Source organism: Pseudonocardia kujensis, assembly GCF_021283305.1.
Taxonomy (GTDB): Bacteria; Actinomycetota; Actinomycetes; order Mycobacteriales; family Pseudonocardiaceae; genus Pseudonocardia; species Pseudonocardia kujensis.
Window position 1 is genome coordinate 1 of the sequence record NZ_JAJSOK010000036.1, and the last position, 12,020, is coordinate 12,020.

Here is a 12,020-nt window from a genome sequence, read left to right on the forward strand (position 1 = left end):
CGGGGTGGGTGTGCTCCTCGCGGAAGGTGCGTGACTGCGCGAGCAGCGCCTGCTGGATCTCGTCGAGCAGGCCCGCGGCGACGCGCGCGGCGCCGGCGAGCGGGGCCGCGCTCTTGCTGCGGTCGTCCCGGCGGACCAGCGTGGCCTGCCCGGACGCCAGCTCCCGCGCGCCGAGCTCGATCCGCACCGGCACGCCCTTGATCTCCCACTCCACCGAGCGGCGCCCGAACGACGTGTGGGTCCGGTCGTCGACATGCGCTCGGACGCCCGCGGCGCGCAGCTCCGCCGCGAGACGCGCGGCCGCCGCGGCGCCCTCGGTCCCCGCGTCGAGCTGCAGGACCACCACCTGGTGGGGCGCGATCGCCGGGGGCAGGCGCAGCCCGTGGTCGTCGCCGTGGACCATGATCACCCCGCCGACCATCCGGGTCGACGTGCCCCACGAGGTGGTGGCGGCGGAGCGGCGTTCCCCGGCGGCGTCGGAGTACCGGATGTCGAAGGCGCGGGCGAAGTTGTGGCCCAGGTCGTGGCTGGTGCCCATCTGCAGCGCCTTGCCGTCGCGCATCAGCGCCTCGCAGGTGTAGGTGTGCTCGGCCCCGGCGAACCGCTCGCCCGGCGACTTCTCGCCGGTCACCACCGAGATCGCCAGCGTCTCCTCCATGAACCGCCGGTAGACCTCGAGCATGCGCCGGGTCTCCTCGTCCGCCTCCTCGCGGGTGGCGTGGGCGGTGTGCCCCTCCTGCCACAGGAACTCGGTGGTGCGCAGGAACAGTCGCGGCCGCAGCTCCCAGCGCACCACGCTGTTCCAGAGGTTGAGCATCAGCGGCAGGTCCCGGTGGGACTGGACCCACCGGGCGAAGTAGTGGTTGACGACCGTCTCGGAGGTGGGGCGCACGGCCAGCGGCTCGGCGAGCTCCTCCCCGCCGCCGTGGGTCACCACGGCCAGCTCCGGGGAGAAGCCGTCGACGTGCTCCTGCTCCTTCTCGAGGAAGCTCATCGGGATGAACATCGGGAACGCCGCGTTCACGGCACCGGTCGCCTTGATCCGCCGGTCCATGTCGGCCTGCATGAGCTCCCAGATCGCGTAGCCCCACGGTCGGACGACCATGCTCCCGCGCACCGGGCCGGTCTCGGCCAGTTCGGCGCGAGCGACGACGTCCTGGTACCAGGCGGGGAAGTTCGCCGCCTGCGGGGTGAGCACTGCCTTGGCCACGTTCCGGTCTTCCGCTGCGGGCGTGCCCGGGGCACACCGGGAATCATGAGCTGACAGCGGGAACGCTAGCCGGGCCGGGCAACCGGTTATGCCGGCCGCGGAGGTCGGCTCAGTACGCGCGGCGGGAGATCGCGAGCGCCGCGCGCTGCAGCTCGAGGCCCAGTTCGGGCACGCGCTCGGCGGGGATGTCGGCCAGCGCCCCGGTCACCTGGACGGCGGCGGTGGCGGCGCCCTCCGCGTCGAGCACGGGGGCGGCGACCGAGGCCATGCCGGGCTCGCGCTCCCCCCGCGCCTGGGAGTAGCCGCGCTCGCGGATGCTCCGGAGTTCGGCGACGAAGTCGTCCCGGTCGACGGTCGTCCCGTTGGCGAGCGTGTGGTCGCCGAGCTGGGCCAGGAACTCCTCGAGCTCCGCGGGCTCCATGTGGGCGGCGAGCGCCTTACCGGCGCCGAGGTGCAGGGGCAGGCGCTCGCCGATGGGCAGTTCGTAGCGCAGCGGTGCGTCCCCCGCGACGCGCGCGAGCACCACCCGCGACCAGCCGAGACGCTTGAACAGCGAGGCGGTCAGCCCGGTGGCGCCGGCCAGGTCCTGCAGGACCGGCCGCGCGGCGCCGACCAGCGGGCTGCTGGTGAGGTAGGCGTGCGCGCCGAAGATCAGCCCGACGCCGGGGCGGTAGCCGTTGGCGTCCCGTTCGACCCGGCCGCGGGCCTCGAGCACACCGAGGATTCGCTGGGTCGTGGCGACGGGCAGCCCGGCCCGCCGGGCGATCTCGCTCAGGCGCAACGCGTGGTGGCCGGCGTCGAGGACCTCGAGCACGTCGAGGGCACGCTCGAGCGACCGCATGCTCGTCGCGGGCTTCGCCTGCTCCACCGTCCCGGTCCCCCTCACCTCGGCCGGTCGTCATCCTTCCACACAGTGGTGAGGCCTCCCGTTCCCACCGCAGCCCGTCCTCACCGCAGCGCGGTCGCGTTGGGCGGCGAGCCGACCCCGCCGACGAGGTGCAGCGGCTTGACGACGACCAGGGCGTCCCACCGGCCGTGGATCCTGCTGTCGGCGACGAGGTCGGTGAGGTTCCACAGCTCGCCGAGCGGGACGCCGAGCTTGGCGATCAGCTCCTGGTGCATCATCCCGGCGTCCTCGGGGGCGCTCTCCACATACGTGTCGGCGGCGACGGGCAGGACCTCGACGGCGAAGGTGTCGGTCGCGAACAGGGCCACCTGGTGGTCCCACAGCCACTCGGGCAGGTCGAGGGTCTGCCGGAAGCCGGTGGCGCGGCGGGCGTCGCGGACCTCGGCCCGCAGGTCGGCGCCGGCGTCGAGGAACCAGCGCGCCCAGCCGGTGTGCACGAGCACGACGTCCCCCGGGCGCACCCGCTCGCCCTGGGCGTCGAGCGCGCGGTCCAGGACGTCCACGTCCAGCGCGGGTCCACCGCGGTGGTCCAGCGGGGTGCCCTCGGCGGCGAGGAACCCCTCGACGTCGACCAGCACCCCGCGCCCGACGACGGGCTTCTCGGCCCACCGCTGCACGCCGAGGGCGGGGTGGCCGACGCGGATGTCCGCGTCGGGGACGCCGTTGTAGAAGCCGTGCCCGGAGGCGCGCCGGTGCCGCAGCCCGTCGACCTGGGAGGTGGCCTGCAGGTAGAAGCCGTGGAGGACGTCGTCGCGCGCCTCCGCGTGCGCGGCGAGGAGCTCGTGGCGTGGCGCCGAGCGGGCGCGGGCCATGGGCGGGTCGAAGGCGTCGAGGGCGTGGTCGAGGGAGAAGACGGCGCCCCGGGTGACGACCGCGACGCCGTCGAGCACCTGCGCGGGGCCCGCGAAGTTGGCGGTGCCGCGCTCGGGGTCCTCGCGGAAGACGCCCCAGCTGGAGCCCGGCGGGAGGTGCCCACGCAGCTCGGCGTAGGTGGGCACGTCCATCCGCGTGCCGACGGCGTCAGTCATCCTCGGCGTCCTCCGGCTCGCCGTGCCCGTCCGGACCGTTGCGGTAGGACAGCGCGAAGGACAGCAAGCCCGAGACCGAGGCGCCGCCGAACGCGTAGGGGGCCACGGCGGATGCCCACTGCCGCGCCGCGGTGGCGTCGCCGGCGGCGAGGGTCACGACCTGGCCGACCACGATCGCCAGACCGGCGAGCAGGAAGAACACGACGGACAGGGCGAACAGGAAGGTGGTGATCCGGGTGGCCCCGGCCGGGGCGGGGGCCGGTGGGCTCATCGTCGAACTCATGGGGCGGGCTCCTCGTCTTCAGGTGGGGCAGGGTCGGGCGGCCGGTCAGACGGGCAGGGCGCCGACGGCGATCAACACGCCGAGGGCGAGGATCGGCAGGCAGTAGTACTTGAGCAGGGGCAGGAAGGTCTTCACCGGGTCGACCCGGGCGATGCCGGCGGCGACGTAGATCGGCGCACCCGACGGCGGGGACGCACCCTCGGTGGAGGCGAAGATCAGCACGGCCGCGGCCGCGACGGGTGCCGCGACGCCGGCCCCGGCCAGGGCGACGACGGCGACCGGGCCGACCGCGGCCATGGTCGCGCTCGCGGTGAGGGGGATCGCGATCGCCACGATGACGACGCCGATCGCGATCGCCATGATCCAGGCCGGCGCGGAGAGCCCGGCGAGCACGGCCTCCAGCTGGCCCGCGAGGCCCAGGTCGGCCAGGACGTTCGACGCGGAGAACGCGGCCACGATGGTGATGCCGATGACCCCGAAGGACGGTGCGGCCTTCCCGATCGTCGACCACCAGCCGGAGGTGGTGCGCGGCAGGTGCTTGCGACCGAGGAAGAGCACCAGCGCGATCATCAGGACCGGGATCCAGGTGATCAGACTGATCACGTCCGGCATCGCGTAGGGCTGGGCGGGCAGGGTGGTGCCGTCCGCCAGCTCGACGGGCTTCTTCAACGCCTCGCCGACGCCGGAGTACGTGCCGAGCGCCTCGGCGACCGGTCCGCGGGTCAGGAGCAACGGCACGAGGATCGGCACGAACAGCAGCAGGGAGGTCCAGCCGGAGCGCAGGCTGCGCCCGAACGGGATCCGGTCCTGCGCGGCGATCGGCTCGATCCCGTTGCGGCGCACCAGGAAGAAGGCCAGCACGATCCGGTAGCCCAGGCACCACAGGCCGGCCAACGCGAGCGGCTCGACGATCTCGTCCGGCTGCATGACGCCCTGGGCGGCGAGCCCGCCGACCAGGATGAACATGGTCGCGGAGAAGGGGAAGCTCACGCCCATCCCCGCACCACCCGCGACGACCGTCGCGGCCAGCTCGGGCCTGACCCCGGAGCGCTTCATCCACGGCACGGTCACCGACCCGACGGCCGCGGTCACCGCCGCGCCGACGTGCGCGATCGCGCCGAAGATCCCGCCCGCCACGGTGGCGGTGTACACGGGACCGCCCCGCAGCCGACCGAGTACGGAGTTGAGCAGGTCGATCAGCTTGTCCAGCACCGGAGTCTTCGTCAGCACGTAGGACATGAACACGAACGCCAGCCCGGCGAACGTGACCTCCTCCTGCATCGCGTCGAGGAGGGCCTCGCCGATCGATCCCCAGGCCGAGGCACCGTCCGCGACCAGCGCGAACACACAGACCGCGGCGAACCCGAGGATCATCGCCTCGCCGATGTTCCGCTTGGCGACCGCGTTCCAGACGATGATCACGCCCACGAACGCGACGAGCGCCCACACCCCCGTCATCACGCGGTCCCGGCGAGGATCGCGGCGCGGCGCTGCGCCTCGTCGGCCTCCACGGCACGGCCCCCCAGCAGGCTGGCGGCGGCCTCGGCGGCGGGGACGACGATCACGCCGTCGTCGTCACCGACGACGAGGTCACCGGGTCGCACCACGACCCCGCCGACCGCGACCGGCACGTCGACCTGCCCCGGGCCGTTCTTGTACGGGCCGGCCGGGGTGACCGCGCGGGCCCACGCGGCGAAGCCGATCTTCTCCAGCTCGCCGACGTCACGCAGCGCGCCGTCGACGACGATCCCCAGCACCCCGCGGCGCTTGGCCCGCTCGGCCATCAGCTCGCCGAGCAGGGCGCGGGTGGTGTCGCGCTGGCCGTTGACCACGAGCACGTCGCCCGGCCGGGAGACGGCGATGGCGCGGTGCAGCGCCTGGTTGTCGCCGCTGCGCACCCACACGGTGCGGGCGCGGCCGACCCCCCGCGCACCCTTCCAGAGGGCGTGGATCCCGCCGTCGAGCATGCCCATACGGTCCCGTGCGTCGCCGATGTTCGCCACGGCCAGCCCCTCGAAGGCGGCGAGCAGGTCCTCGGTCGGCGCCAGCGCGGCGTCGGCGCGGTCGCGGTGGAGCTCGGCCGCCGCCCGCGTCATCACCGGCCGGACCCCGATCGAGTCGAGCAGCGCGGCGGCGGCGTCGGACTCGATCGCCCGACGGGCGGCGTGCTTGAGCGTGCCGTCGTGCAGCCGGTCGACCGCGGCCTCGGCGCCGGAGAGCTCGGCCGCGATCTGCGCCCGCACCCACTCCTCGGCGCCGGCCGCGCGCCCGGCCGACACCGCCTCGACGACCAGCGCGCCGAGGCCCTTCATGAACGAGCTGCGCAGCAGCTTGCGCGCCGACGCGTCGCCCGGTGCGCCCGCGATGTCCTCGACGGGAGCGCCGAGCGCGGCGAACACCCGCGCCGCCGCGGCGGACCCCGCGCCGCTGACGACCACGCCGGTCGCCGATCCGTGCGTCGGGACCGAGCCGATCACCGAGACGTCGACGAAGCGGGACCCACCCACCGCGGCCGCGATCCGGACCTTCACCGCCGGGTCGGCCGCGTTCATGTCGGCGTAGAGCGCGCCCGGCTCGAGGTGGCCGGCCACCGAGTCCGCCGCAGCCTCCGCCCCCTTCCCGCCGACCAGGCTGAACACCACCTCGGCGCCCCGCACGGCGTCCTCGGGCCTCGCCGCCCGGGTCACGCCCTGCGGGGTGGCGTTGTCCGCCGGGTCGTAGCCGGTGACGACCCATCCCTGCGCGACCAGGCCGGTCGCGTACAGCGACCCGGCCTCTCCCAGCCCCAGAACCGATGCCCGCACGCTGCCTCCTTGCAGTTCCACACAGTGGTAAGTCTTCTCGTTGCATGAGGAGTATTGCCACGGGTTGGGAAGCTCGTCAAGGCCGGGTCACCGCAGGAGATCGCCACTCGTGCCAGGCGGGCAGCGCGGTGGTGGGGCCGCCGGGGCCAGGACGAAAGCGGCATCAGGGACGGGCGGGCAGGGTACGGTCGGCCGATGCTGGCGCGAGCGTGGGGAATGGGCCGGTCCCTGGCGATGTACCACGGCATCCCCGGCCGGCACCGGCGGATGGTGCGGTTCTACGGGCAGTTCCTCGGGCCCGGCGACCTCGCGCTCGACGTCGGCGCGCACGTGGGCAGCCGGGTGCGGGCGTGGCGGCGGATCGGGGCCCGGGTGGTCGCGGTCGAGCCGCAACCGGACTGCGTGCGGGTGCTCCGGCTGTTCTTCGGCCGCGATCCCGGGGTGACGGTCCTGCCCGGCGCCGTCGGCGCCCGGTCCGGGAGGGCGCGGATCGGGGTCTCGCGCCGCACGCCGACGGTGTCGTCGATGTCGGCGGACTGGATCCGCACCGTCTCCGGCGACGACGGCTTCTCCCGGGTGCGGTGGGACCACGAGGTCGAGGTCGACGTCGTGACCCTCGACGACCTCGTGGAGACGTACGGCGTCCCGGCCTTCTGCAAGATCGACGTCGAGGGCTTCGAGGTCGAGGTGCTGACCGGGCTGCACACCCCGCTGCAGGCGCTGTCGTTCGAGTACCTGCCGCCCGCGCACGACGGCGCCCTGGCCGCGCTCGAGCTCGTGTCCCGCCTCGGGCCCTACACGTACAACTACTCCCCCGTCGAGACCCTGCGGTTCGCGAGCGACCGCTGGCTCACGGCCGGGGAGCTGGTGCGACTGCTCGAGCGGCACCGCCCGCTCGGCCGCTCCGGCGACGTCTACGCGCGGCTGTCCGCGCCGGCCTCCTGACGCGGCGGCGGGACCGGGACCCAGTCGACGTACTTGCCCGTGCGGCCGTCGCCGGAGGACCTACCGCGCAGGCGCCGCCCGATCCAGGGCAGGACGTGCTCGCGGTAGTACCGCAGCTCCGCCGTCAGCCGGCGGTGGCGGGGGGAGTCGGTGCGCACCTCCTGCACCGCCGCGCCCTCGCCGAGCGCTGCGAGGACCAGCGCGGCGACGCGCCGGTGTCCCTCCGCGTCGAGGTGGAGCCGGTCCGGCGACCAGTACCCGGGCCTGCGGATCTCGGCGTCGTGGAAGACGTCGACGAGCTCGACGCCGTACCGCGCGGCCATCTCCGCCACGCGGGTGGTGAGGAGCTCCGCCCGGGTGTGCACGGCCCGCCCGAACGGGAGCTGCGAGGAGGGGTCGGCGCCGCTGAGCAGGACGAGCCGGACGCCGGCCTCGGCGCACCGCCGCACGGCCCGCTCCAGCAGCGCGGCCAGCCGGTCGACGTCGGCGCGCGGGCGGAGCATGTCGTTGCCGCCGCCGTTGAGGGTCATCAGCGTGGGCGCGGGGTCGAGCGCCAGGGCTGCGTCGAGCTGCTCGGTGACGATCGGTTCGAGCAGCCGCCCGCGGACGGCGAGGTTGGCGTAGTGAATGCCCTCCGGCCGGGTCGCCGCGAGCCCCGCGGCCACCCGGTCGGCCCATCCCCTGGTCGACCCGTCGGGCTGCTCGTCCCCGACGCCCTCCGTGAAGCTGTCCCCGATCGCCACGTACCGCACGGGCCCCATTGTCCCCACGACGAGCCGCGGCCCCCGAGGGCCTCGCTGAGCGAACGTTCGTCAAGTAGGGTCGGAGCCGGTCAGCATCGCGAGTACCGAGCGGGCGACCGCGCCCCGCCAGGCTTCCTACCGGCAGGCCGAGTGGGCCGCGAAGCGGTCGGCCGGCGGCTCGGTCGACGACGCCGACGGCCCGTCGGGCAACGGCGTACGCCCGGAGGCGGGGCGGGAGTCGAGCTTCGGCTGATCCCCCGGCGGACGGGCACGTCCCCCGATCACCCGAGCCCGGGATCCCCCCGGGGCCCGGTCGGCCGGTCGATCCCGGCGGCGTCCTCACCGGACGACCCTCTGGATCACCGCACCACACCGACCGGAAGAGGGAACCATGACCACCGCCGTCCGCACCCCGTCGCCTGCCCCGACGTCCGGCCCGGCCCCCGCCGCCGGACCGCCGCCCGACCGCCGGGCGATCCGCCGGATCAACCTCGCCAGCATGGCCGGCACCACGATCGAGTACTACGACTACTTCATCTACGGCACCGCCGCCGCGCTCGTCTTCCCCAAGGTGTTCTTCCCGGACACGAGCGGAGTCGTCGGCGCCCTCGCGGCGTTCGGGACCTTCGCCGTGGTGTTCGTGTTCCGGCCCGTGGGGTCCGTCCTGTTCGGTCACATCGGCGACCGGCTCGGCCGCAAGCGGACGCTGATCGTCACGCTGATGATGATGGGCCTGTGCACCGTCGCCGTCGGGCTGATGCCCGGCGCGGCGACCATCGGCATCGCCGCCCCGATCCTGCTGGTCGCCCTCCGCGCCCTGCAGGGCCTGGCCGTCGGCGGGGAATGGGCCGGGGCCGCCCTGTTCGCGTCCGAGAACGCCCCGGACGGGCGACGCGGCCGCTTCGCCCTCTACCCGCAGGTCGGCGCGACCGTCGCGTTCGCGCTCGCCGCCGCCACCTTCCTCGCCGTCGACCTCGGGGTCGGCGAGACGAGCGCAGCGTTCCTCAGCTGGGGCTGGCGGGTGCCGTTCGTGCTCAGCGCGCTGCTGATCGGGGTCGGGCTGTACGTGCGGCTGCACACCGAGGAGACGCCCGTCTTCAGCGCCGCCGCCCGTGCACCCCGGCGCCGCGCCGTGCCGTTCCTCGAGGTGTGGCGGCGCCAGCCCCGGACGATGCTGCTGGCGACCGGCCTGACCACCGGGGTGTTCGCCGCCATGTCCATCGCCTCCGTCTTCCTGACGAGCTACGCGACGAAGACCCTCGGGATGAGCACGGCGGGCATCCTCGTGATCGACATCGTCGGCTCGGTCGCCACGGTCGCGATCACCGCCGGCGCCGCCGTCCTGTCCGACCGGTTCGGACGGCGCCCGCTCGTCCTGGCGGGATGCATCGCGTTGGCCGTGTGGTCGCTGGTGCTCTTCCCGCTGCTCGACACCCGCTCGCCCGTCGCGATCGGCACCGGGATCGTCGTCCTCCTCGGCCTCATCGGCCTGGCCTACGGTCCGCTCGGCGCCTACCTGCCCGAGATGTTCTCCACCCGGCACCGCTACACCGGCGCCGGCCTGAGCTACAACCTCGGCGGGGTCGCCGGGGGCGCGGGCATCCTGGTGGCCGCCGCCCCGCTCGTCGCCTCCGGCTGGGGCCCGATCGCCCTCGGCGTCTGCACGGCGGCGCTGCTGCTGATCTCCGTCGGGTGCCTGTGGGTCCTCCCGGAGACCCGCGACACCTCCCTCACCGCCGAGTGAGACGCACCCGCGACGAGGCCCCGGTCCACCCGGCCCGGGCCTCGTGCGGTCCGTGGTCCTCCCCGTCCTCGGCCCAGGTCGTACCCGGTCCCCGGGAGCAGCGGCAGGCCGCAGAGCGCGCCGGCGTTGCCGCCCCGGACCCGGCCGTGGACAGCATCCCCCCGGCGGACGGTCATCCCTCGACGACCTTCACGGTCGACCCGGTGCGCAGGCTCTCGTTCGCCGCCTCGGCCAGTACCAGCGCCGCCCGGCCGTCGCCGAACCCCGGCGAGGGCACCGAGCCCGTCTCGACGGCCGTCACGAAGTGGTCCATCTCGGCGCGGTAGGCCGGGGTGTACCGGTCGAGGAAGAAGTTGTGGTAGGGCGCGGCGACCTCGGTCCGCGTCGCGCCGGAGAAGCGGACGCTGGTGGGGAGCTGGTTGGCCGCGGTGAGCATGCCCAGCGCGCCGAAGGCCTCCAGCCGCTGGTCGTACCCGAAGGCGCAGCGGCGCGAGTTCGTGATCGAGCACAGCGCACCGCTCGCGCCCCGCAGCACCACGACGGCGCCGTCGATGTCCCCCGTGGCGGCGATCTCCTCGGAGACCAGGGTCGACCCGGTGGCCGTGACCTCCACGACCTCGCCCAGGAAGAAGCGCGCCATGTCGAAGTCGTGGATCGTCATGTCCCGGAACAGCCCGCCCGAGGTGGCGACGTAACCCGCGGGCGGCGGCGACGGGTCCCGGCTGATGATCACGAGCTGCTCGAGGCCGCCGATCTCCCCCGCCGCCACCCGCGTGCGGATGTCGCGGAACGACGGGTCGAAGCGGCGGTTGAAGCCCACCATGACCCGCTCGGTCAGCGCGCCGATCTCGGCCCGGCACGCGTCGACCCGGGCGAGGTCGAGGTCGATCGGCTTCTCGCACAGCACCGCCTTGCCCCTCCGCACGGCCTGCGTGAGCAGGTCGACGTGCGTGGGGGTGGGCGAGGCGACCACGACCGCGTCGATCGCCGGGTCCGTGAGGACGGCGTCGACCTCCGTCCCCCAGGCGGCGCCGAACTGCGTGCCCACCTCGCGGGCGGCCTGCTCGACCGGGTCGTACACCGCGGCGAGCTCCGCGCGGGGGTGCACCGCGATCGCGTCCGCGTGCACCCTGCCGATCCGGCCGCAGCCGATCACACCGACCCGCACCATGCCCTGCTCCTTCGCCGAGGGGAGACGACTTGGAACGGTCCAAGCGCCGGGTGGGAGTGTGGGGGCCGCGCCGGTGCGCGTCAAGGGTCTCGTTGGAACGGTCCAAGCCGGGCTACGATGCCGCCGTGACCGCCCCCGACGGCCCGGCCGGCCCGCGCCGGGCCACGCTCGTCGAGGTCGCGGCACGGGCCGGCGTCTCCAAGTCGCTGGCCTCCCTGGTGATCCGCGGTGCCCCCGGCCCCGGCGCGGCCTCGCGCGCCGCGGTGCTGCGCGCCGCGGAGGAGCTGGGCTACCGCCCCGACCCCGCGGCCAGGCTGCTGCGCGAGCACCGGTCCCGGGTGCTCGGGGTGGTGTTCGACGCCGGCGACCCCTTCCACGCCGATCTCCTCGAGTCCGTCTACCCGGCTGCGGAGCACCACGGCTACGAGCTCGTCCTGGGCGCCCGGGTGCCGTCGCACCCCGAGCACCGCGTCGTCGAGGGACTGATCCGCTCGCGGTGCGAGGGGCTGCTGCTGATCGCCACCGAGGCCGAGGCCGCCGGGCTCCGGGAGCTCGCGGGCCGGCTGCCGGTCACCCTCGTGGGCCGGCGCGGCGAGGGCGTCGACGCCGTCCGGGCAGCCGACACCCGCGGTGCCGCCGCGGCGGTGGACCTGCTCGTGGGCCTCGGCCACCGCCACGTCCGGCACGTCGACGGCGGGCGCCATCCCGGGGCCGCCGAGCGGCGCCGCGGCTACCGCTCGGCCGTGCGCCGCCACGGTCTCGCCCCCGACGTCGTGCCGGGCGACCACACCGAGGAGTCCGGGGTGCAGGCCGCCCGTGCCCTCCTCGACGACCCGGGCGAGGTCACCGCGGTGTTCGCCGGCAACGACCGGTGCGCGGTCGGCGTCCTCGACACCCTGCGCCGCGCGGGCGTCGCGGTGCCGGCGGAGATCTCCGTGATGGGCTACGACGACTCGCGGCTCGCGCGCCTCACCCACGTCGACCTCACGACGGTCGCCCAGGACGCCCCGGAGATGGCCCGCCTCGCCGTCGAGGCGGTCGTCGCGCGGCTCGAGGGCGACGGCGACGCACCGCCGCGCGACCTCACCCTCGCCCCCCGGCTCGTGGAGCGGGGCACGACCGGGCCGGCACCCGCCACCCGGCCCCGCCGGACGGACCGGCCGGTCAGACCCTGACCCCGAGGGT

11 protein-coding genes are annotated in these 12,020 nt (G+C 74.8%); 3 read left to right on the plus strand and 8 right to left on the minus strand.

Going from position 1 to position 12,020, the window contains the following annotated elements; all coding sequences use genetic code 11:
• From proS to LWC35_RS22985, 6 genes are all read right to left on the minus strand, one after another.
• Positions 1 to 1,210, minus strand: a 1,210-nt coding sequence (proS, locus tag LWC35_RS22960) for a proline--tRNA ligase (protein ID WP_232872313.1), incomplete at its 3' end; no start/stop codon positions are given.
• Positions 1,211 to 1,319: 109 nt separating this feature from the next.
• The gene (locus tag LWC35_RS22965) at positions 1,320 to 2,096 is read right to left on the minus strand and encodes an IclR family transcriptional regulator (RefSeq protein WP_232872314.1); all 777 of its coding nucleotides are present in this window, start codon (positions 2,094 to 2,096) and stop codon (positions 1,320 to 1,322) included.
• 62 nt (positions 2,097 to 2,158) lie between these two features.
• Positions 2,159 to 3,145 (minus strand): cyclase family protein, encoded by a 987-nt coding sequence (locus tag LWC35_RS22970; RefSeq protein ID WP_232872315.1) that lies wholly within the window; start codon positions 3,143 to 3,145, stop codon positions 2,159 to 2,161.
• On the minus strand, positions 3,138 to 3,428 hold the full coding sequence (locus LWC35_RS22975; RefSeq protein ID WP_232872316.1) for a nuclear envelope integral membrane protein: 291 nt from the start codon (positions 3,426 to 3,428) through the stop codon (positions 3,138 to 3,140). The genes LWC35_RS22970 and LWC35_RS22975 overlap by 8 nt, the downstream gene beginning before the upstream one ends.
• 45 nt (positions 3,429 to 3,473) lie before the next feature.
• Positions 3,474 to 4,886 (minus strand): TRAP transporter large permease subunit, encoded by a 1,413-nt coding sequence (locus LWC35_RS22980; RefSeq protein WP_232872317.1) that lies wholly within the window; start codon positions 4,884 to 4,886, stop codon positions 3,474 to 3,476.
• Complete coding sequence (locus LWC35_RS22985) at positions 4,886 to 6,232, minus strand: RraA family protein (RefSeq protein ID WP_232872318.1); 1,347 nt, start codon at positions 6,230 to 6,232, stop codon at positions 4,886 to 4,888. The genes LWC35_RS22980 and LWC35_RS22985 overlap by 1 nt, the downstream gene beginning before the upstream one ends.
• 195 nt (positions 6,233 to 6,427) lie before the next feature.
• Here LWC35_RS22985 and LWC35_RS22990 point away from each other — a divergent pair, with 195 nt between their 5' ends.
• Positions 6,428 to 7,177, plus strand: a complete 750-nt coding sequence (locus LWC35_RS22990) for an FkbM family methyltransferase (RefSeq protein WP_232872319.1) — start codon at positions 6,428 to 6,430, stop codon at positions 7,175 to 7,177.
• On the opposite strand, the gene LWC35_RS22995 is transcribed toward LWC35_RS22990, so the two are convergent.
• Complete coding sequence (locus LWC35_RS22995; protein WP_372463083.1) at positions 7,147 to 7,929, minus strand: SGNH/GDSL hydrolase family protein; 783 nt, start codon at positions 7,927 to 7,929, stop codon at positions 7,147 to 7,149. The genes LWC35_RS22990 and LWC35_RS22995 overlap by 31 nt on opposite strands.
• A gap of 382 nt (positions 7,930 to 8,311) precedes the next feature.
• Between LWC35_RS22995 and LWC35_RS23000 the strand changes: the two genes are divergently transcribed.
• Positions 8,312 to 9,664 carry an MFS transporter gene (locus LWC35_RS23000; RefSeq protein ID WP_232872321.1) on the plus strand — a complete coding sequence of 451 codons (1,353 nt, stop codon included), beginning with the start codon at positions 8,312 to 8,314 and terminating at the stop codon, positions 9,662 to 9,664.
• A gap of 172 nt (positions 9,665 to 9,836) precedes the next feature.
• On the opposite strand, the gene iolG is transcribed toward LWC35_RS23000, so the two are convergent.
• Positions 9,837 to 10,835 (minus strand): inositol 2-dehydrogenase, encoded by a 999-nt coding sequence (gene iolG / locus LWC35_RS23005; protein ID WP_232872322.1) that lies wholly within the window; start codon positions 10,833 to 10,835, stop codon positions 9,837 to 9,839.
• A gap of 125 nt (positions 10,836 to 10,960) precedes the next feature.
• Between iolG and LWC35_RS23010 the strand changes: the two genes are divergently transcribed.
• Complete coding sequence (locus LWC35_RS23010; protein ID WP_232872323.1) at positions 10,961 to 12,010, plus strand: LacI family DNA-binding transcriptional regulator; 1,050 nt, start codon at positions 10,961 to 10,963, stop codon at positions 12,008 to 12,010.
• Positions 12,011 to 12,020 lie beyond the last annotated feature (10 nt).